The organism is Chryseobacterium sp. WX (assembly GCF_029542485.1).
GTDB lineage: Bacteria > Bacteroidota > Bacteroidia > Flavobacteriales > Weeksellaceae > Chryseobacterium > Chryseobacterium cucumeris.
This window is the reverse complement of record NZ_CP120710.1, coordinates 678,248-699,971: the sequence shown is the minus strand read 5'-3', so window position 1 is coordinate 699,971 and position 21,724 is coordinate 678,248. Positions and strand designations below refer to the sequence as shown.

Here is a 21,724-nt window from a genome sequence, read left to right as displayed (position 1 = left end):
TAAAGAAACCTCAAATTACTTTGAGGTTTTTTTATGCTTATATTTTAAGACAAGACTGTCCCGGGCTACTCTACGGCTTATCCCTCAAAATCTCCACAGTCATGTTCTGTGAAAAGCGGCAAAGCTTTTTTGGTGGTAAAATATTTTGATATTCTTTTGTTCTTTAACTCCAGTTTTTTGCCTTCTATCACAAGTTCGTAAACGGGTGCTTTATCTATTTGAGTTAAAATATAGGTTCTTTCCGGTGTTTTAAAGATCGTTTTGTTTTCTTCAGTAGTGTATGAAAAATCATCAATTTCAAAAGTGTCTTTTTCATCACAGACGTTGGTCCATCTGATCTGCTTCTTCGTTATAGAAAGACTGGCCAAATCGCATGAGTAACAGTTCCCGGAGAATTCTATCCCATATTTATCATGCACATTGGGGCTTTTACTATTCAACACGTCAATAGGAACCAATGTTGAAAAATCAGCTGGAATTTCTACTGGTTCCGGTTGAGATGATGCCACTTCTTTTTGAGTATCCGGAGATGTATTTGTTTCTGTTTTTTTGTCTGAAGAAGGTGAACAGGATGCTAATAAAGCAGTCACCATTGAAAGGCTGATTATTAAGTTTTTCATTTTTATAAAGTAAATTACAATATTGAGGTTTTCATTTTGTAAAATTCTCCAAAATCCATCGTTCAAAATATCCCTGTTTTCGGCCATTTATTCCCTATATCAGGTGGTTTTATTGGCTATTGGTCCGAATACTGATACATTTGGGCAAAAATATAAAAATGAAAGTCATCAATCAATTCTTTATATCATCCATGGTGATTCTTGCAGGATGTAACCAAAAGGATAAAACATCAGAAACACATAATGTAAAAACTGAAGTAAAGCAGAAAACGGTAACATTTGCCGATTTCAAAAAAATACAAGGCGTGGACAATGTTCAGGAGGTACCGTTTCAATTATTTACTAAACTGGATTCTGTACAGTTTTTTACCGCGCCGAATACAGATGCTCCCTATTTGAAAATGCCTTACAATAAACTCGATAATTATTATGGATTTGAAGAGTTTGAGGACTTCTATTCTATTCATTACAGCATTAATAATAACATTTCGAACAGTATTGAAGCGTTTGTCCTGAAGTCGGAATTCACACCGGCATACGAACTTACGTTAAAAGGGGTTGACCTTTATGAGATCAGAAGCAGCACTTTTAGAGAATCTAGTGATTCTAAGAATAAATCTTTTAAGAAGTTCGGGACCATTGTGGAGATTTCTGAACAGGAATTTAAAGCCAGTTCAAAAAAACAAATTGGTGAAAAGCTGGTAAAAAATCCCAATATACAACTGCAGGCAGATAACTGGGTTTACAAAGAAAACGGCAGAGAAGATGTCATTACACAACATGAAAGTATCTCTACAGAGACCGGACCGCTTGCCAATGAATATGTAGGAAGGTCGCCTTATTTAAACCTGGAAGTATTCAAAGAAAATTCTGATGAAGCTGCAGATTCCTACTATTCTTTTTATAATTTAAAAAATGCAGTTATGTTTGAACTGAGTACAGAAGGTTATCCGCAAATCCTTCCAACTAAAGGCTGGGTTACCTTCATTTCATCCAATCATGATGTGGGGAGTAATTTTGTTATTTCTAAATACTTTCCTCAAACTAAGAAACAGGACAACCTTTTATATGTGAATTTCACCAACTTTAAAATAGCAGATGATAAAAAGGCTTTCTGGACCGATAATGACACTTTCTATGCAGAAGTCTACCCTCTTAACTCTGCTTCGGCTAATGGTAAAAAACATAAAACGGCTTATATAAAAATCCAGCTGAAGACTGACCTGCTTTAATTTGATGAAATAAAAACCCCTGAAATCAGCGAGTGCACAGGGAAATAAAGTCTAATATCTTTGCTGCAATTATTTAAAGAGATACAATGAAAAAATTAAGTTTGACCCTTCTTTTTTGTTTATTAAGTTTTATGACTTTTGCACAATCGTTAAAAGTCGTTATTAAACAGGATGGAAAAGTAATTGAACCCGTGAATGATGTTTATGAACTGAAAAAATCTCCTTTTTTATTTGAAATCACGTCTTCCAATCTGGAAGGATTTTTAGTGGGTGCCACAACAAATAAAGATATCTATGCAGGAGCTTTGGGCGTTTTGAATACTGAAGTTCCATGGTTCCAGAATACAGGTATGGCCGAAGAGCTCTATAACAAGGATAAAGAAATGTTTCTGATGGATTCCGCGCCTTCATACTGGTATTATACAGATGCAAAAGATCACAGATTTGATAAAAACCCAAAAGGCAATGCAAAGCAATGGACTGCTACCCGTACGATTACAAGATTTTATGATATCATGGTAGATCAGCCCATCAGTTTAAAAGATTTTGACGGCAGCGTTTTCATCCTGATGTACCAGCCGGTTTACAATGACGAATACGATTTAGTAGACAAAAAGAATCTGTTTCAGGCTGCGTTGAAATTTAAAGATTAACCGTACACACCCAAATTATTTGATTATATAAGAAAAAGGCTGCTTACATGATGTGAGCAGCCTTTTTTCGGGATGATTATTTTATTCGATAATCAAGCCGTATTCTATAGCTAATTTTATAGCTGAACTCAGGTTGGAGGTCTGAAATTTTTCGATAAGATTTTTGCGGTGGCTTTCTACCGTGTGCGGACTTATAAAAAGCTTTTCCGCCATTTGATTGGTAGTAAGCCCTTTTGCTGCTTCACCCAGAATTTCTTTTTCTCTTCGTGTCAGTTTCGGAACCTGACTTAATCCGTCTGTTGATTTTTTCTCCAGAACAGCTTTGGTTTGAGAGCATAAAAACCTGTTACCGCTATATACAGCATTAATTCCTTCGATAATTTCGGAAACTGAAGCATTTTTTTGAATATATCCCAAAGCCCCTTCAGCAAGAGTACTGTTGATGACGGGCAGTTCGTTATGAACACTAAGGATAATAATCTGAAGGCTGCTGTACTTTTTCTTTAAAGGTTTGATGAGTTCAATGCTGTTGGTATCTTCCAGATTAATGTCGAGCAGCAGAATGTCAACCGCCTGTTTTGCAAGGCCTGCATTCATTTCGGAGACACTTTTGAAACAATCTACGACATCTATTGTTCCGCTGTTGCCTAAAATATTTTTCAGTCCTTCCAATAGAAGCGGATGATCGTCTGTTATGGCTACTTTTATCATGTTTAATGAATAGGGATTTGAAGTTCTATACTGGTGCCAATATTTAATTCGGAGGTGATATTCATGGTTCCTTTTAAAAACTGGACTCTCAATTCTATATTGTGAAAACCTGCCGTTTTTCTAACGTCTAAATTGGTATGATCGAAACCTTTACCGTTATCCTCTACTGTAAGATTTATTAGGTTTTCTTCTTCGCTTACCTGAATGATAATTTCAGAAGTCTCTGCATGCTTTATCGCATTGTTGACCAGTTCCTGAATAATCCTGTAAATGATCAATTGCTTTTCCTTCGATATGGAATTGCTGTAATTGATAAACTCTGTATGGATTTCCAGAGCATAATTGGAAATTCGTGAAGCAAACTCCTGAATAGCCACTTCCAGACCGTATTTTGTTAATAAATCAGGCATTAGATTATGTGCCACCCTTCTCAGTTCTTCCACAGCACCATCGATCTGTTCAATTGATTTTGAAATTCCTTCTTCAATATTTTCGGATTGATGAGGATTTAAATAAGAAAGTTGATGCTTAGTTCCGGACAGCAAACCTCCCAATCCGTCATGGAGATCACGGGCCAGACGGCCACGCTCCTGCTCCTGCCCTTCAAGCAATGCAGTAAGGGTAGATATTTTCGAGTTTTGCTTTTCCTGTTCCATGGCTAAAGCATGCAATTCGTCTCTTCGTTTAATAGACCTGGCACGCTGTTTATAGGCATACAGCAACAAGAGGATCAAAATAATGAAAAAGATAATAAAAAAAATGTAGTACGTATTGATCTTTTCCTTGAACGCCAGAAGCTTTTTAAAGGTATTAATATCGTTATTCTTCTGTTGGGTCTCCAGTTTTGCCAAACGAAGCTGCTGTTCTTTTTTCTCGGATTCAAGTTCTGAGAATTTCAGTCTTTCACGCTGGTTTTCTTCTACCAATTTTAGGTTGTTATAAACCTGTTCACGCTGTGCACGCAAAATATTAATAAGTTTGATTTCCTGTGCTTTCTTGTCGCTTTCGAGCTGTAGCTTGATGTACTTTTGCTCCTGTCGCTCTTTATCAAACTGGGATTCTAATCTTTTGGTGATATCCAGTTTTTCCTGATCGTAAATGCTCTTGTATTGATCAACATAGCTTTTATAATAAGTCAGTGCTTCTTTATAATTACCCTGCTCTTCACTAATTCTGGATAGAGATTCAAGGATAGACAATTCTATCATATGATTTCTTACCGGGCTTTTCCCAATTTCCATGGAGGCTTTCAGAAAATAAGATTTGGCTAAATCATAATTTTTATCCTGCAATGCCAATTCTGCCAGAATTCCAAAGGAAGAAGCAATGTGAATAGCATCACCAATCTCCAGGCTCACTTTATTGGCTAACTGTGCATATTGCATAGCTTTATCACTGTCAAACCCAGTATATAAATTAGCTAAATTGATGGCAGCATATGAGAGGCTGTTTCTGCTAAGCATCGCATCTTTATTTTTATTAAAAGTCGCAATAGCCTGTAAATAATACTGTTCCGTTTTATTTCGAAACATTGTATTGGATGGCTCCTGTGTATATTTTTGTTCATATACGTACCCCATCCGCATGTAAGCATCAAAGATAAGATTGGGGTCATTTTGCTTGGAAGCTAACAATAGAAATTGTTTGCTGTATTTTTCTTCCAGCTGATATTCATTCAGGTCAGAATAAATAGCAGATAATTCCTTGGCTGCATTACCCAATCTTCCATATAGTGTGGAAGTAGTTGGTGAGTTTTCATAATATTCGATCGCTTTCAGGTAAGCAGCGACAGCATCGGTCGTTTTATTATTGCGTACCAGAATCCAGCCTTTTGCATATTGTACATAACCCTTTGCTTCATTACTATTCGTTTTTAAGCTGTAGGCCTTTGCCATATCGAGGCTTTTTGAAGACTCCGCGGCTTTATTATCCAGCCGGTAATTCATGGCCTGTACCGCATATAAAATTGTGGCATACTTTCCATCCGCCTGTTTTGCAGCAAGGGAAATATTAGTATCTAAAATCTGGTAAGATTTGGACTTAAGATTATGAAAAAATAGTGCTGTAGCGTACCTGGGAGCCAGGTTGAGCTGTTCTGCCGTATTGTTTGAGGCATGGCTGTATTCTCTTTCTAATTTGCTTAAAACATCCTGTGCCTGAACAAAAAATGGACAAATAAGTAAAGTAAATATAAGTAATAACCTGTGCATCAAACCCTTATCTTTATTAAATTGCATTCCATTAAGGAACGTAAATATAGGTAAATCCCTGTTAATCTGTTTCGAAACCATGCTTTTCAGCAAAAGCACTCCACTTCAGGTATTTCTTTTCATTTTTAAAGACCGGATCTTCACCATAATAATACATCAAACGTTGAGTTGCATATTCGTAGGCACTGTAAGTATTGGCCTGTTCATAATACTTAATGGCTTTCTTCAGATCCGTTTTTACTCCCATACCGTGTTCGTAGATAATGCCGTAATAAATCCCGGAATAAGATTGATCATAGTCTTTCTTCAAGTATACCAAGAGGTTTTTATAGTCTCTTAACTGGTAATAGATTTCTGAGATTTTATCGTAATTGTAGGTATATTTTTTCTCAGCTTTCTGATAAAAATCCAAAGCTTTACTGTAATCCTGCTTCACGTGTTGTCCAAAATAATACAGATCACCCAGGTTGACAAGAGCCATTTCGTCACCAAGCTCGGCACTCTTTTCATAGGCCTCAATTACTTTTTTGATATTAAAAGAATACCCAATTCCGTTGTGGTACAAAGCCCCGAGATTGTTCCAGGCTACAGGGTGGTTTCGTTGTGCTGCTTTTTCGTAATATGCAATGCCTCTTTGCGGATCAAATAATGATTCTATTTCAGGATCCGTAAGCAGTAATCCTATTTCTACCAGGCTATCCATGTCACCCTTTTGGGCAGATAACTCAAAAAGACGAAGTGCTTCGTGGTAATTCTGGTTTTCCTTTTCGTCAAAAGCCATTTTTTTAATCGTTCCAACCTCCATGAATTGTTCGGGGTTCTTACCTTTCTGGCTTTTCCAACGGTTATAAAAGGAAGTAAAGTATTCCAGATCTTTTCCCCGGAATGAATACCGGTCCAGATAAACGGCACCATATTCGGAAGCCTCTACCCGGTGAATGCTTTTGTCTTCATGCATCCTCAACATATTTTCACCCTGATACAGAAACAATAAACCTTCTTCTGTTCTGTAATTCAAAGGATTGGAAATATAATCATACAATTGGGCTGACAGACCATTCTCAAAACCGAACAATTGATACCCTTCATTTTTTTGAACCGATAAAAATCCATTTTCCAGATAGTGAATCTGCTTAATTTCCGGTTGGGGAGTGATTAACCAATTTCCATTACCTGCATCAAAAAGTCCTGATCCCGCATTGGTTTCCAGGATAAAGACATTATTTTTATATCCGGCATTGGACTGTGCTTTTATTTTACTAACAGATTCATTTTCCAGCAGAAACTGATGTTTTAAAGCATGATAGATCTTCCAGCTTTTGTCTTTACGAACAGCAAGAGTTTCATAATTATCAATTAAGATCATCTGATCTGCTTCGTCTATAATGAGGCGGCCTCTTTCATCAATCAATCTGCCCTTCTTGTCAAATTTGTTCGGTTTGATCCAGAAACAGGTACTTGCTTTTGAGATGCTGCCTTCTAAAAAGTCTCCGAGATAGTTTCCTTCTTTTGTATAATATTTTCGTTTTCCGGTACCTTTTTGTCTGGTGAAAAATAATTCAGGGAAATAATCATATTCATATGGATTTTCGCTTTCAATAGGGATAATCAGTATGTTTTCATCGTTGTAAACTCCGAATTTTCCATCTTTTTCTACCAAAAGAAATCCATAGGCTGCTCTTTCAATGGCATCGTATTCCGCAGGAATCATCCAGGTGTTTGAATAGATTTTTAAAATCCCTGATTTGCCATTCACCTTTACTTCACCTAAAGGTTCCTGCCCAAAATCGAATACGTCAAAAGCATCTTCATATACCGGAGAAACCCATTCTTTTCCGTCACTTTGCAGGTAACCAAAAAAAGCACCTTTTTGAATTACCGATATATTGTAGTAATCATCGGCTTCAAAAATATCATCATAAACTGCCGGAGCTAAAATACCCCCTTTTGCATCTTTAAGGCCAAACTTCCCGTTCTCTTCAAATACAGAAGATGCCGCTTTTTTATAAGCAAGCTCTTCAAAATATCCTAATCCGTAATTAACCCAGTCGGTTTGTAAAATTTCAAGAAATGAGGAATATCCTGTCTGTGAAAACAAGGGATCCAGCAGCGAAAGGTTACGGGCTTTAACAGCCTTTTTATACAGCTTGCTTTTTTGCTGAATTTCTACCAGCCATTCCTTTGCCTGTACCGTATGTTCTTCTTCGTTCATATTGAAAACATCTGTTGCATTCAATACAAAAGTGTCGTAAGGTAAAGCTTCCAGAAACTCGAACATCTTATTAACGGGTTCGTAATAAGCTTTCTTGTAATGCAGCTGAAAAGTATCTGCCAGCAGATTGAAAAAATAACGCAACTGAACAATTCCCTGATTTTTATCTGAGAAAAATTCAACGCCTTCCACTTTGATGTCTTCTGCGAGCAGAGGATACAGCAATAATGGAATTTCATAGTTCCACTCGCCCAGATAGGTATCGAATGTCTGATTTGATTTCTGATCGTAGTTGTATAAATAAATCCGGTGCGCCATTCGTCAAATTTTATAATGTCGGAAAGCATTACAGCATTCCCTGTTACCTGAGGTTGCCTCCCGAGTAGCTGCAAATTACAAATATACGCAGCATTATTACTTTTACAGCTTCTTCCTCACTCCATTGTATCTGGCTAGTGTTTTTACCCATAGTTTTTTAGTGTTTATTCGAAATAAGAATTTATCGTTGAATCGGGTGTGAAAAAGAAAGCTATAAAAGTTATAAATTATTGTTTATCCGGAAGATATTTAACCTTTTTATCTTTATTATATTTTAGGTCAAAGATAAAAATAGAGACAGTATAAAAACATCCCTGATATCAGTGGTTTTTAGTTTAGTCTATTTCATAATATAATGCATCACATCTTCTTATGGCCTATAGGTTTCGGCCTGTTCAAATAAGATCATGTAACAATAAAATGCAGTTAAAACTACTCCAATAAGGCCGGAAATAAGAAATATAAGAAGGTAATACACCACTTTTTTATCTTTCTTTTGTATAAAATTGATAATGAAAGTAATCAGCGTGCACAGGAATCCTGCTCCAAAAAATATAATTAAGACAGCAAAAAATAAAGCTCTTTCCAGGTGTAGGTCTGCGGATGAAAGCATAACAGTTTAAATTTACAGGTTAACAATAAGTTCAGCAGGTTTGACTGAAAATAGTAATGATCAAGCCTACCTGAATTGTATGTTTCATATTCATCGTCAATATTAGAGAGAACCGTCAAATACTGCAATCCCGATTATCAGGTATATTTTGTGCTGCCTTACTTTTTTGAGTGTTTTCTTCGTAACAAAAACATTTTCAACCTATTTACTCTTTGAAGAGTATTACCTATACATTATTATTGTTAACAAATTTTTAAACAATTATTATCTTAGATCAAGATATTCTAAAGATTTTCTATCTAAATTTGTGATATAAAAAATCAAACACACTATTTATTAATATTAAAAAAAGAAACAATGAGCACACTTACATTAAAAGACGGAACAGAAATTTATTACAAAGATTGGGGGAAAGGACAGCCGGTTTTCTTTCACCACGGATGGCCATTATCGAGTGATGACTGGGATGCACAAATGTTCTTCTTTTTAGAACAGGGCTACAGAGTAATTGCTCATGACAGAAGAGGACACGGAAGATCTGAACAGACACCTTACGGACATGATATGGATACTTATGCATCTGACGTAGCAGAAATTGTTAAAGCTTTGGATTTGAAGGATGTAATCCACGTAGGACATTCTACAGGCGGTGGTGAAGTAATCCGATATGTAGCAAAGCATGGTAACGGAAGAGTGGCAAAAGCCGTTCTGGTAAGTGCAGTAACACCTATTATGGTTCAGAATGAGAATAACCCGAATGGAGTTCCTATTTCCGTTTTTGATGATATCCGAAACAATACGGCAAAACACAGACAGCAGTTTTTCATTGATATTACCTTCCCTTTTTATGGGTACAACAGAGAAGGAGCCAAAGTTTCAGAAGGAATCCAGAGAAACTGGTGGAGACAAGGTATGAATGGTTCTATCAAAGCACATTATGACTGTGTGAAAGCATTCTCTGAGACAGATTTCACTGAAGATCTTAAAAGTGTAGATGTTCCTGTATTGGTAATGCACGGTGAAGATGATCAGATTGTACCTTTTGAAACCACAGGCAAGGTAGCTGCTACCCTTCTTAAAAACGGGAAACTGATTTCCTATCCCGGTTTTCCACACGGAATGCCAACTACAGAGGCTGAAACCATCAACAGAGATCTTCTGGAGTTTTTTAAATCATAATAAGAATAAGAACATCATTACGTTTTTATGAACGTATAGCATTGTAGGCAAATCCGTATTGATATGGGTTTGCCTTTATAATTCAACCCAAAAGACCTTCCTGTTGATATACATTAAAAATTCCTTTCGTGTATCACTTTTTTTTCGTAATTTTGCACACTATTATTCCTAATGTCTTTAGGAGTAGCCAAAACAGATATTGATAACAAAAACAATAAAAAAGCAAAACAATGCCAAAATTAAAAACGAAATCAGGTGCTAAGAAACGTTTTGCTCTTACCGGAACAGGTAAGATCAAAAGAAAAAACGCTTACAAAAGCCACATCTTAACTAAGAAAGAAACTAAGCAGAAGAGAAATCTTACGTCTACTTCTTACGTAGCTAAAGTGGATGAGAAAAGCGTTCAACGTCAATTAGCAATTAAGTAGTTTTTATAAATCTATATTCGGTTTATAAGAATTCAAACAAATTCACAATTTTAACCCTGAAACGGTGCAAATAAGAGCAATAACACTGCCGCCCTTTTCAAAAAAACAATTTAAATTATGCCAAGATCAGTAAATGCCGTAGCTTCAAGAGCTCGCAGAAAGAAAATTTTTAAGCACGCTAAAGGTTATTTCGGAAGAAGAAAGAACGTTTGGACTGTAGCTAAAAACGCGGTAGAAAAAGCAATGCAATATGCTTACCGTGGTAGAAAAGAGAAAAAGAGAAATTTCAGAGCACTTTGGATCACTCGTATCAACGCGGGAACTAGAGAGCACGGAATGTCTTACTCTCAATTTATGGGAGCTCTTAAAAAGAACAACATCGAACTTAACAGAAAAGTTTTAGCAGATTTAGCAATGAATCACCCTGAAGCTTTCAAAGCTGTTGTAGATCAAGTAAAATAATGTAGAATAGATTTTGTTATCAATATAAGTCCCGGGTTTTCCCGGGATTTTTTTGGTTATATACTTTTCAATTTCTTATATGGTAAATTCCATTCTAATTACCATAACAACAGTAAACTTTATGAGTTAGAATTCACAAAAGATGAATTTATCATTAAACATATTCAATAATAAAGAAAAATTTACCTAAATTTTATTTATTTAGCGAATTTTAATCTAACACAATAATAAATTTAATAAAAAGTTAAATTATTATTGATAAATCAAACAAATTAACACTATTCCAGTTAATAATTAACAATAAATGATGATTTATTGCTATATTAGCAATCTCTAAAGAAAGTATCAAAAATGAAAAAAGTTGCAGCTTTTTTGCTCACATCCATTGCACTGCAGAATATAAGTGCACAAAGTTTTATTCAAGCTTATAAGGACAGAGCAGATATGGTTACCCAAACCAATATTAGTACAAACCTTCAGGAATTTGCAGGTTTTGGAATTAAAAAAACTGGCACAACAGCCAATAACAATGCTTTTGACTGGCTTAAAAACAAATATCTGTCCTACGGATATACAGCAACTAACATGTCCGAAGATTCTTTTACTTACGGAAGCAACACTTCAAAAAATTTAATTATTACCAAAACGGGAACAGTCTACCCTAACAAATATGTTATTATCTGTGGACATTATGATACAATTGTAGGCCCTGGAGTAAGCGACAACGGAAGCGGAACTTCCATTATTCTTGAAGCAGCAAGAATATTGAAAAATGTTCCAACAGAATACTCTATCAAGTTTATTCATTTTTCCGGGGAAGAACAGGGGCTTGTGGGAAGTAACCATTATGTAAATAATGTAGCTTATCAGAATGGTAGTCAGGTTTTGGATATAAAACTGGTTTTAAATATTGACCAGGTAGGTGGGCTTATTGGAAATAACAACAATACGATTACCTGCGAAAGAGATACTGGTGGAGTGTCTTCCAACAATGCAGCCTCTACTGCTGTAACACAGGAACTGATGAACTGCACTACCCTTTACTCTCCTCTTCAGACGAATCTTTCGTATGCTTACAGCTCCGATTATATGCCTTTTGAGGCGAAAGGATACACCATTACCGGATTCTACGAATATCTGAGAAGTGAAAACGAACATACGGTAAGTGATACTTTTGCCAACCTGGATCCTGTATATGTCTTCAATGTAGGAAAAGCAGCTGTGGGAGCTTTACAGCACTTTGCCGTTGCCTCTACAACCAACAATCTTTTAAGCACTAAAGATACAGCACAACACTCAACAGAAGCCATCAGGTTTTATCCTAATCCGGCTAAAGATCTTGTGACTGTGGAATTTCAGGAAAAAGTAAAACAATTCAAAGTTGAAGTCAACGACATGTCAGGAAATACTGTGTTATCGCTTGAAAACCAGGACAAAATAAATACTTCAGGATTAACAAACGGAGTCTACACCTTTACCATTAAAACCGATAAAGGAAATACTACAAAAAAAATAATCATTAATAAATAATGTCAGGTGGAATATTCTAAATCTGTTTTACATTCAGGAATATTCAGCATTACTTTCATAGAATGAAGAAAATCACTACTTTTTTATTGGCTTCTGTTGCTTTTCAAAGTATTGGAGCTCAAAGTTTCATTCAGGCTTATCAGGACAGGGCGGATATGGTAAATCAAACCAATATTACAACTTACCTTCAGGAATTTGCTAATTTAGGGGTAAAAACTACTGGGTCAGCTGCTAATGCCAACGCCCTGACGTGGCTCAAAAACAAATATCTTTCTTACGGATATACAGCCAGCCAGATTGTAGAAGACCCTTTTACAGCAGGGAGCTATAATTCTAAAAACCTTGTTATTACCAAGACAGGAACTGTATACCCCAATAAATACGTAATTATTTGCGGACATTTCGACAGTATTACCGGCCTGGGAATCAATGATAACGGAAGCGGAACTTCTATTATTCTTGAAGCAGCAAGGATTCTGAAAGATGTTCCGACTGAATATTCTATAAAATTCATTCATTTTTCCGGGGAAGAGCAAGGACTTCTGGGAAGTAAGCATTATGTCAACAATGTAGCGTATCAGAGCGGCACTCGTGTTCTGGATATTAAACTTGTTTTTAATCTCGACCAGGTAGGCGGTGTGATGGGAAATAACAACAATACTGTTTACTGTGATGAAGATCAAGGCGGACTTTCTTCCAATAATGCTGCTTCGGCTGCTGTAACTCAGGAACTGAGAAACTGCACAGCACTCTACTCTCCTCTTCTGACTGCTGTAGATCCCGCTGCTGATACAGATTACATCCCTTTTGAACAGAAAGGTGAAGTGATTACAGGTTTCTTTGAAAGAATAAGAAGCACCTATCCGCATACAGTGAATGATACTTTTGCCAATACAGATCCTGTATACATTTACAAGATAGGAAAAGCGTCTGTGGGAGCACTGCAGCATTTCGCCGTTGCTACCGGAACATTGGGAACGCATGAAACCGCTGTAAAAAACACACTGGAAAGTGTAAAAATCTATCCAAATCCTGCCAAAGATGTCATCAATATTGAACTTCCGGATTCCGGAATTAAAAATTTCACTTTTGAAATCACGGATTTTCAGGGGCGTTCCATTTTCAGAAGAAACAATGAAACAAGAATTAATGCTTCAGGACTTAAGAACGGAGCTTATATCGGAATTTTAAAAATTGGGGATCAAAAGGTTGTCAGAAAAGTGATGATTGAAAGATAATACAATATGCAAGCCTCTATTTGTAAATAAAACCTTTGAATAGTTTCAAAGGTTTTTATTTTTATACCAGATCCACATTACAGTATTTACAAAACATTCGCAATAATCAATATGATATTCATAGTAAATATTCTTTTATTTTAAAATATTAAACACTTTATTGTGATTTATTTACTACATTCGTGTTACCAAAATAATATTATTTATATGAAAAAAATCACAACACTTTTATGCTCTGCATTGATGATGCAGAGTGTTGCGGCTCAAACTTTTATTCAGGCTTACAAAGACAGAGCTGACCTGGTAACACAAACCAACATCACCAACAATCTCCAGGAATTCAGTAATTTAGGTGTAAAAACCACAGGTTCAGTAGCGAATACGAATACCCTGAACTGGATTAAAAACAAGTATCTTTCTTACGGCTATACTGCGAGCCAGATAGAAGAAAGTCCTTTTACCTTTGGAAGTACCAGTTCCAAAAATTTAATCATCACCAAAACAGGAACGCTGTATCCTAACAAGTATGTCATTATATGTGGGCATTTCGATACCATTTATGGCCCTGGAGTGAATGATAACGGCAGCGGAACGTCTATTATTCTTGAAGCAGCAAGGATTCTGAAAAACGTTCCTACTGAATATTCTATAAAGTTCATCCATTTTTCAGGTGAAGAACAGGGATTAAAAGGAAGCAGCCATTATGTGAACAACGTAGTATATCAGGGAGGTGTCCGCAAATTGGATATCAAACTGGTCTTCAATCTGGATCAGGTAGGCGGAGTGAAAGGAAACAACAATACAACCGTATATTGTGATGAAGATCAGGGAGGTATTTCCAGTAACAATGCAGCTTCTGCTGCTGTCACTCAACAACTAAGAAATTGTACAGCACTCTACTCTCCTCTTCTGACTGCTGTAGATCCGGCAGCTGATACGGATTATATTCCTTTCGAACAGAAAGGTGAAGTGATTACCGGATTTTTTGAAAGGATAAGAAGCACTTACCCTCACAGCTCTAAGGATACTTTCACCAATATGGATCCTGTTTATGTATACAAGATCGGAAAAGCAACCGTGGGTGCCTTACAACATTTTGCAGCAGCATCAACTACCATGAGCAAACCTGCTTCAAAAAATTCACTGGAAGCTGTAAAGATCTACCCTAATCCAGCCAATAATATGATTAATATTGACTTACCGGATTCTAAGGGAGTGGATTTCAGCTTTGAAATCAGCAATTCTTTGGGAAGGTCACTTTTGAAAGTCAATAACGAAAGAAAGGTTAATGTTTCATCCCTTCAGAACGGAGTCTATGTTGGAGTTTTGAAAGTGGGCGAAGAAACCCTTGTCAAGAATATTATGATTGAAAGATAAGAAATCAATTCATTGATAATAAAAAAACAGCAGGGTTATTCTATTCCTGCTGTTTTGTTTTAGAAGAGCGTGTTTAAATATTTTTACTTCAAACAGTTATTTTTTAATGCGAGTCCTTTTATTTTAGAAATAATAGCTTGTTCATTAATAAAACCATTTTTGATATCTGCTAATAATTCTTCCAGGGGTTATTTTATATACATCCGCTTCATTAAATGACAAAAACCGTATAATTTCTTCTAAGGCTTTATCAAAATCTTTAAGTCCACAATAGGACAGATATTTTATCTGAGATGCTAATTCATTGTGCTTGTCTCTTTGTAATAAATTATCCGCAATATCAATAGCCCATTGATATTCTCCTAGTTTATACCAGCAGTTTGACATGAATAATAGTCTGTAGCTTTCAGATTTTGTAGATAACTTGCTGATATTCTGCAAAATTTCTACAGCGGGCATATATTGCCCGTTATCCATTAAATTCTTAGCTTTCTGTAACCCATCAATCATATCTGAAAGTTTATTTTCTATGATCTTAAAATAACGCTTTTCATTTACCGAAAGAATTCTTGTCTTACAATCAAAAAGCGAGTCAATTTTATTGATCTCTGCCTTTAAGAATCTCTTCAATCTCCTCCATTGAAAATCCTTTGGCTTTCAATAAAATTAAAAAGTGATACAACAGATCTGCAGCTTCATTTTTAAAGAGATCATCATTACTGTCTTTTGCTTCTATAACTAGTTCTACGGCTTCCTCGCCTACTTTTTGAGCCATTTTATTGATTCCTCTCTGATATAATGAGTAAGTATATGAGTCTTCAGCCTTCGTATCTATTCTCTGAGATATTTTTTCTTCCAGTTCATACAGAAATCCTTTAGTACTCTTTTCCCCGAAACAACTAAAACTGCCTGTATGGCAAACCACATTTTTCGGAACGGCTTTAATTAAAATGGTGTCCTGATCGCAGTCGATATCAATACTTTTTACCGTTAAAAAATTACCCGATTCCTCACCTTTTGTCCAGAGTCTGTTTTTGGAACGGCTGAAAAAAGTAACAATTCCTTCTTTTTTTGTTTTCTCAAAAGCTTCCTCATTCATGTAGCCCAACATCAAAACCTGCAGCGTTCTGTTATCCTGAATGACTACCGGAACAAGCCCGTTATCTTTACTAAAATCTATTTTCATCGTACTTCAATTTTTTGAGTTTTTAACTGTTGTTTCAAATCCTGAATTCCTATTTCATTAAAGTGGAAAATACTGGCTGCCAATCCTCCTGTAGCTTTTGTTTCATTAAATACTTTAACAAAATGATCTACAGCACCAGCTCCTCCAGAAGCAATCACGGGAATGGTAATACTATCTGAAACCAGTTTTGTAATGCGAAGATCAAAGCCATTTTTTGTACCATCTCCATCCATTGAAGTTAGCAGAATTTCTCCTGCTCCAAGGGATTCTGCTTGTTTTGCCCATTCCAGTGTAGAAAGTTCAGTAGCTTCTCTTCCTCCTTTGATATGCACCAGATCTTTATCGCCTACTTGCCTTGTATCAATAGCAACCACTATACACTGGCTCCCAAATTCTTTAGCCAGATCAGAGATAAGGGACGGATTTTTAACCGCGGAAGAATTGATACTGATTTTGTCTGCCCCGGCTTCCAAAAGCTTTCTTACATCTTCCACAGACGAAATTCCGCCTCCTACCGTAAATGGAATACTGAGCTCTTTGGCAATTTCTTTTACAAGTTCTACAAAAGTCTTCCTGTTTTCAATAGTTGCCGTAATATCAAGGAAAACAAGCTCATCAGCTCCTTCCCGCTCATATTTTTTGGCAAGTTCTACAGGATCCCCTGCATTTTTAAGATCTTCAAAGTTGACTCCCTTTACAGTTGCTCCATCTTTGATATCCAGACATGGAATAATTCTTTTCTTAAGCATTTTCAATAAAATTTTGAAGTTGTTGTAAACTTATTTTTCCCTCATAAATTGCTTTTCCAATGATTGTTCCCGAACAGCCGACATCCTTCATCTTATAGACATCAGCAATACCTGAAATACCGCCGCTTGCTACCAGCTGAACAGATGTTTTATATAAAATCTCAATATAAAGCCCTGTTGAGGGGCCTTCCAGCATACCGTCTTTTGCAATATCAGTACAAATAGTGGTCTGTATTCCTTTTTCCTGATACTGAAGGATGAAATCGATGATATCATTGTCACTTTCTTCGAGCCATCCCGAGGTTTTAATCTTTCTGTTATCACAGTCTGCTCCCAGAATAATTTTCTCACCATACTTTTGAATCATTTCATAGCAGAATTCAGGATTTTGCACTGCAATACTTCCTAAAGTGATCTGTTTTGCACCGGAATTAAAGGCTGTTTCAATATCCTCCTGAGTCTTTAATCCTCCTCCAAAGTCGATATGCAACGAAGTGGCATGAGCAATATTTTCCAGAACCTTCTGATTCACGATATGCTTTGATTTTGCCCCGTCAAGATCTACCAGGTGAAGAAACTGAATACCAAAACTTTCAAACTCTTTGGCCACTTCTACAGGGTCTTCATTGTATATTTTCTTTGTATTGTAATCTCCTTTTGATAAACGGACACATTTACCGTCGATAATATCAATAGCCGGAATTATCTTCATCATTATAAATTTATAAAGTTCTTAACGATCTGGTTCCCTACCATTCCCGATTTTTCCGGGTGAAACTGTACTGCATAGAAATTGTCTTTCTGCAATGAAGCACTGAATGGCAGGATATAATCACAAACCGATGTTGTATAGTCTGACAGTTCACAATAATAGCTGTGAACAAAATACATATCACTACTCTTTTCTATTCCTGAAAACAGTGGCGAAGTCTGCCCGGAAACGGTATTCCAGCCCATATGCGGAACAATATCCTTTGCTGGAAACTTTCTGACATTGATATCAAAAATCCCCATTCCTTCGGTATGTCCTTCTTCATTTCCTTTACACATCAGCTGCATTCCCAGACATATTCCTAAAACCGGCTGTATAAGACCAGGAATCAACAGATCAAGCTCTTTTTCCTTCAGCAGTTTCATGGTTGATGAAGCTTCTCCCACGCCCGGAAAGATCACTTTGTCAGCTTTTAAAATCTGTTCGGGATCATCGGTGACCACGGAATCAACATTCAGTCTGTTGAGGGCATTCTGAACGGAATTTACATTTCCTCCGTTGTATTTTATTATAGCGATCATATTTATAAACTTCCTTTTGTAGAAGGTAAACTGTAGTTAGCATCCGATTGGTTCACTGCCATTTTAACGGCTTTTGCAAATGCTTTAAAAATGGATTCAATTTTGTGGTGTTCGTTATCTCCTTCTGCTTTGATATTCAGATTGGACTTTGAAGCATCGGTGAAGGATTTAAAGAAGTGAAAAAACATTTCCGTAGGCATGTCTCCAATTTTTTCTCTTTTAAACGGAGCATCCCATACCAGCCACGGTCTTCCGCCGAAATCGATAGCCACCTGAGAAAGACAGTCATCCATCGGAAGCAGGAAACCATATCGTTCAATACCTTTTTTCTTTCCTAAGGCTTTTAAAATAGCTTCTCCCAGCACAATTCCGGTATCTTCTATCGTGTGGTGTTCATCTACGGCAAGATCTCCGTTCACTTTAATCGTAAGATCCATATTTCCGTGTCTGGCAATCTGGTCCAGCATGTGATCAAAAAAGTGAAGCCCGGTTGAAATATCTGATTTTCCGTTTCCATCAAGATTGACCGTAATTTCTATATCTGTTTCATTGGTTTTTCTGGATACTTTAGCCATTCTCATTCCTGATTTTAAAAACTGATAGATCTCAGACCATTTTAAAGTAGATAGCTCCGCTTCGCTATTTAAGTTTTTGTTAAGATAAATAGCTTTAGTACCTAGATTTTTAGCAAGTTGAACATCGGTATTTCGATCACCAATTACATAGGAATTTTCAAGGTCGTAATTCCCATAAATATATTTTCCGAGCATTCCAACTCCGGGTTTTCTGGTGGGAAGATTTTGGGATTCAAAGCTTCTGTCAATCAAAATATCACTGAAAGTTATCCCTTCATTTTCAAATGCCTGCAACATTTTCTCATGAGGTTTTATGAAATCGTCTTCAGGAAAACTCTCAGTTCCCAATCCATCCTGATTGGTGACCATTACCAATTCATAATCTAATTCATTGACAATTTTTGCAAGATTTTGAAAAACTCCCGGATAAAACTCAAGCTTTTCCAGAGAATCAACCTGAAAATCTGCAGGCGGTTCGATAATAAGCGTTCCGTCGCGGTCTATAAAGAGTACTTTTTTCATTGTTAGATACTTTTTAAAAGATTAATTAATTTTTCATTTTCGGCACGGTTTCCCACATTAATCCTGATACATCCCGGAATGGCCGGATCTCTTCTGCTGGTTAAAACTTCCTCTTCCAGCATTTTTGCATAGACATTATCAACATTTTCCATTCTGATCAGAAAGAAATTGGCATCTGTTGAAAAGACTTCGGAAATACATTGAATTCCTTCAAACTGCTGTTTCAGCCATGTTCTTTCTTCCAGAATACGGCTTACGTTCTCCTGAAGTCTGTTTTCTTCCGACAGAGTCTTTAAAATCAATTCCTGGCTCAAAACATTCACATTATAAGGTGCTTTTACCGTATTAATAAGACTGATAATTTCTTCAGATGCATATGCCATACCTACTCTTGCTCCGGCAATTCCCCATGCTTTAGAGAAGGTTTGCAGCACAATCAGGTTAGAATATTTTTCCAACAACTCAAGACTTGATTTTTTACCAGAGAATTCGATATACGCTTCATCTACCACTACAATTCCGCTGAAATTCTGAATATAAAATTCAATATCATCCACACTGTTTCCCGTAGGATTATTGGGCGAGCATAAAAAGAAAATCTTCAGTGAAGGATCTTCTGCTGTTTTTAAAAAATCATTTTTAACGATTTCAAAGTTTTCATCCAGATCCAGTTTCAGAATTTTATTTTCGTTGATGGCTGCATAGAAACCGTACATCGCAAAGGACGGATTCATCATCAGAATGGCATCTTTTTTAGGCTCGCAAAAAATTTTAATGATAAGATCTATCAGCTCATCACTTCCGTTTCCTATGGCGATCTGTGAAGGCGCAACTTTTTTAATCCCTGCAAGCTTGCTTTTAAGCTTTTTCTGGATAGAATCAGGGTAACGGTTGCATTCTCCAAAAGGGCTTTCATTCGCATCCAGCATTACCGGAGCATTAAATTCATTGTGATCCCTGAAACTGATGTATGGCTGTAATTGTAATATATTTTCTCTTACGAGTGGTTTGATACTGTTATTTTTCATTGTATTGTTTATCTAAATCTATTTTAAACCGTTAAGTCCAGGACCTTTATTTTCAAATGGTTTTATGGTTTTGGATTTTTCAACATTTATCATTTTAATCTTATTGATACTGCATTTTTGTGAGCAAACAAACCTTCTGCTTCTGCCATGAGTTCTATGGTTTTTCCCAAATTCTGAAGTCCTTCTTTTGAAAGTTGCTGGAATGTTATTTTCTTCACAAAGCTATCCAGGGATACTCCGCTGTAGTTTTTTGCATAACCATTGGTAGGAAGCGTGTGGTTGGTTCCACTGGCGTAGTCGCCCGCACTCTCGCAAGAGTAGTTTCCAAGAAAAACCGAACCTGCATTCTCAATCAGCGGAATGTATTTTTCAAAATCAGCGATAGCCAAAATAAGGTGTTCAGGAGCATAAAGGTTGCTGAACTCAAGAGCCTCTTTCAGCGTATTGATCAAAATAAAAGAGCTGTTTTCCAAAGCCTGAGCCGCAAATTCATTTCTCGGCAAGTCTATGATCTGCTGCCCAATAGCCTTAACCGTCTCTTCAAATACTTTAAGATCTGTAGAGATAAAAACCACCTGACTGTCACTGCCGTGTTCTGCCTGTGAAAGAAGATCGGCAGCGCAAAAATCAGGAACAGCCTGCTCATCAGCTATGACAAGAACTTCACTCGGACCGGCTGGCATATCAATGGCAACTCCATACCGTTGTGCATATTCTTTTGCCGCTACCACGAACTGATTTCCAGGACCAAAAATTTTATTAACTGCAGGAATAGTCTCTGTCCCAAAAGTCATCGCTGCAACAGCCTGCGCCCCACCTGTTTTAAAGATTTTCGAAACTCCACAAAGTTTTGCGGCATACAAAATTGCGGGATTGATATTTCCGTTTTTATCCGGTGGTGTGCAAAGAACAATCTCTTTACAACCTGCAAGATTGGCAGGAACCGCAAGCATCAATACGGTAGAAAATAACGGAGCTGTTCCTCCCGGAATATAAATCCCTACTCTTTCTACTGCACGATTTTCACGCCAGCAAACCACTCCTTTCACTGTCTCAACTTTCTGAATTTCCTGCTTTTGAGAAGCGTGAAATTTAGAAATATTTTCTTTAGCCTGTTGGATAGCCTGTTTCAGTTCATTACTAATCTGTTTTTCTGCGTTTTCAATTTCTTCTTCGGTCACAGAAATGATTTGAGTGTCTGATTTATCAAATTTTTTATTGAATTCTCTTAAAGCTTTATCTCCGTTTTTTTCAACTTCTGCAAAAATGTCTGTGATAAGTCCTGAGATTTCTTTCTGTTCCAAAACAGGACGTTTTACTAAGTCTTTCCAGCTGTCTTTTGTGGGATATCTATATATTTTCATTGTATTATTTTTAATTGTTTTTGAACCATTAAGATTCTTTTAAGTTGTTAATTGTCATTAAGACCATAGCTGAAGCTATTTTATTCAGCTGCCTGGTACCTTAATAATTCAATTTTTTTATGAACGCAAAGGCGCAAGTTTTTTAAATCTTTAATTTTTTAAGGCGCAAGAAAATCTAAGATTTTCAGCAAGTGCGTGAGTATAATTTTGTGACTTAAAATGGT

20 protein-coding genes are annotated in these 21,724 nt (G+C 36.5%); 8 read left to right on the top strand and 12 right to left on the bottom strand.

The genetic code is table 11. The features are described from left to right. Positions 1-77 precede the first annotated feature (77 nt). A complete protein-coding gene (locus PZ898_RS03075) occupies positions 78-620 on the bottom strand; it encodes a hypothetical protein (RefSeq protein ID WP_277694761.1) in 543 nt (180 codons plus the stop codon). A gap of 158 nt (positions 621-778) precedes the next feature. Here PZ898_RS03075 and PZ898_RS03070 point away from each other — a divergent pair, with 158 nt between their 5' ends. Continuing rightward, entirely contained in the window at positions 779-1,852 is a 1,074-nt protein-coding gene (locus PZ898_RS03070) for a resolvase (RefSeq protein ID WP_277694760.1), read from the top strand. A gap of 86 nt (positions 1,853-1,938) precedes the next feature. Continuing rightward, the gene (locus PZ898_RS03065; RefSeq protein ID WP_120231060.1) at positions 1,939-2,505 is read left to right on the top strand and encodes a hypothetical protein; all 567 of its coding nucleotides are present in this window, start codon (positions 1,939-1,941) and stop codon (positions 2,503-2,505) included. An 81-nt stretch (positions 2,506-2,586) separates the two neighbouring features. On the opposite strand, the gene PZ898_RS03060 is transcribed toward PZ898_RS03065, so the two are convergent. From PZ898_RS03060 to PZ898_RS03050, 3 genes are all read right to left on the bottom strand, one after another. After that, entirely contained in the window at positions 2,587-3,216 is a 630-nt protein-coding gene (locus PZ898_RS03060) for a response regulator transcription factor (protein ID WP_062669750.1), read from the bottom strand. A gap of 2 nt (positions 3,217-3,218) precedes the next feature. Then, positions 3,219-5,426, bottom strand: a complete 2,208-nt coding sequence (locus PZ898_RS03055; protein WP_277694759.1) for a histidine kinase — start codon at positions 5,424-5,426, stop codon at positions 3,219-3,221. 61 nt (positions 5,427-5,487) lie between these two features. After that, a complete protein-coding gene (locus PZ898_RS03050; RefSeq protein WP_277694758.1) occupies positions 5,488-7,956 on the bottom strand; it encodes a tetratricopeptide repeat protein in 2,469 nt (822 codons plus the stop codon). A gap of 970 nt (positions 7,957-8,926) precedes the next feature. Between PZ898_RS03050 and PZ898_RS03045 the strand changes: the two genes are divergently transcribed. From PZ898_RS03045 to PZ898_RS03020, 6 genes are all read left to right on the top strand, one after another. After that, positions 8,927-9,748 (top strand): alpha/beta hydrolase, encoded by an 822-nt coding sequence (locus tag PZ898_RS03045; protein WP_062669756.1) that lies wholly within the window; start codon positions 8,927-8,929, stop codon positions 9,746-9,748. Between the two features lie 230 nt (positions 9,749-9,978). Then, positions 9,979-10,176 carry a 50S ribosomal protein L35 gene (rpmI, locus tag PZ898_RS03040; protein WP_034694453.1) on the top strand — a complete coding sequence of 66 codons (198 nt, stop codon included), beginning with the start codon at positions 9,979-9,981 and terminating at the stop codon, positions 10,174-10,176. A gap of 117 nt (positions 10,177-10,293) precedes the next feature. After that, complete coding sequence (rplT, locus tag PZ898_RS03035) at positions 10,294-10,638, top strand: 50S ribosomal protein L20 (RefSeq protein ID WP_002979659.1); 345 nt, start codon at positions 10,294-10,296, stop codon at positions 10,636-10,638. A gap of 351 nt (positions 10,639-10,989) precedes the next feature. Beyond that, complete coding sequence (locus PZ898_RS03030) at positions 10,990-12,168, top strand: M28 family peptidase (RefSeq protein ID WP_277694757.1); 1,179 nt, start codon at positions 10,990-10,992, stop codon at positions 12,166-12,168. A 62-nt stretch (positions 12,169-12,230) separates the two neighbouring features. Continuing rightward, positions 12,231-13,406 (top strand): M28 family peptidase, encoded by a 1,176-nt coding sequence (locus tag PZ898_RS03025; protein ID WP_277694756.1) that lies wholly within the window; start codon positions 12,231-12,233, stop codon positions 13,404-13,406. 207 nt (positions 13,407-13,613) lie between these two features. Next, the gene (locus PZ898_RS03020) at positions 13,614-14,783 is read left to right on the top strand and encodes a M20/M25/M40 family metallo-hydrolase (RefSeq protein WP_277694755.1); all 1,170 of its coding nucleotides are present in this window, start codon (positions 13,614-13,616) and stop codon (positions 14,781-14,783) included. 144 nt (positions 14,784-14,927) lie between these two features. Here PZ898_RS03020 and PZ898_RS03015 read toward each other — a convergent pair whose 3' ends face one another. The 8 genes from PZ898_RS03015 to hisD form a co-directional block, all read right to left on the bottom strand. Then, positions 14,928-15,413, bottom strand: a complete 486-nt coding sequence (locus PZ898_RS03015; protein WP_277694754.1) for a hypothetical protein — start codon at positions 15,411-15,413, stop codon at positions 14,928-14,930. Beyond that, a complete protein-coding gene (hisIE, locus tag PZ898_RS03010; RefSeq protein WP_277694753.1) occupies positions 15,382-15,969 on the bottom strand; it encodes a bifunctional phosphoribosyl-AMP cyclohydrolase/phosphoribosyl-ATP diphosphatase HisIE in 588 nt (195 codons plus the stop codon). Before hisIE ends, PZ898_RS03015 begins: the two co-directional genes overlap by 32 nt. Beyond that, positions 15,966-16,718 (bottom strand): imidazole glycerol phosphate synthase subunit HisF, encoded by a 753-nt coding sequence (gene hisF / locus PZ898_RS03005; protein ID WP_120231053.1) that lies wholly within the window; start codon positions 16,716-16,718, stop codon positions 15,966-15,968. The genes hisIE and hisF overlap by 4 nt, the downstream gene beginning before the upstream one ends. Further along, a complete protein-coding gene (hisA, locus tag PZ898_RS03000; RefSeq protein WP_277695595.1) occupies positions 16,711-17,430 on the bottom strand; it encodes a 1-(5-phosphoribosyl)-5-[(5-phosphoribosylamino)methylideneamino]imidazole-4-carboxamide isomerase in 720 nt (239 codons plus the stop codon). Before hisA ends, hisF begins: the two co-directional genes overlap by 8 nt. Positions 17,431-17,432: 2 nt before the next feature. Next, positions 17,433-18,011 (bottom strand): imidazole glycerol phosphate synthase subunit HisH, encoded by a 579-nt coding sequence (hisH, locus tag PZ898_RS02995; RefSeq protein WP_277694752.1) that lies wholly within the window; start codon positions 18,009-18,011, stop codon positions 17,433-17,435. 2 nt (positions 18,012-18,013) lie between these two features. Beyond that, positions 18,014-19,108, bottom strand: a complete 1,095-nt coding sequence (gene hisB / locus PZ898_RS02990; RefSeq protein WP_277694751.1) for a bifunctional histidinol-phosphatase/imidazoleglycerol-phosphate dehydratase HisB — start codon at positions 19,106-19,108, stop codon at positions 18,014-18,016. 2 nt (positions 19,109-19,110) lie between these two features. Beyond that, entirely contained in the window at positions 19,111-20,136 is a 1,026-nt protein-coding gene (gene hisC, locus PZ898_RS02985; protein ID WP_277694750.1) for a histidinol-phosphate transaminase, read from the bottom strand. An 89-nt stretch (positions 20,137-20,225) separates the two neighbouring features. Continuing rightward, positions 20,226-21,500 (bottom strand): histidinol dehydrogenase, encoded by a 1,275-nt coding sequence (gene hisD / locus PZ898_RS02980; RefSeq protein WP_277694749.1) that lies wholly within the window; start codon positions 21,498-21,500, stop codon positions 20,226-20,228. Positions 21,501-21,724 lie beyond the last annotated feature (224 nt).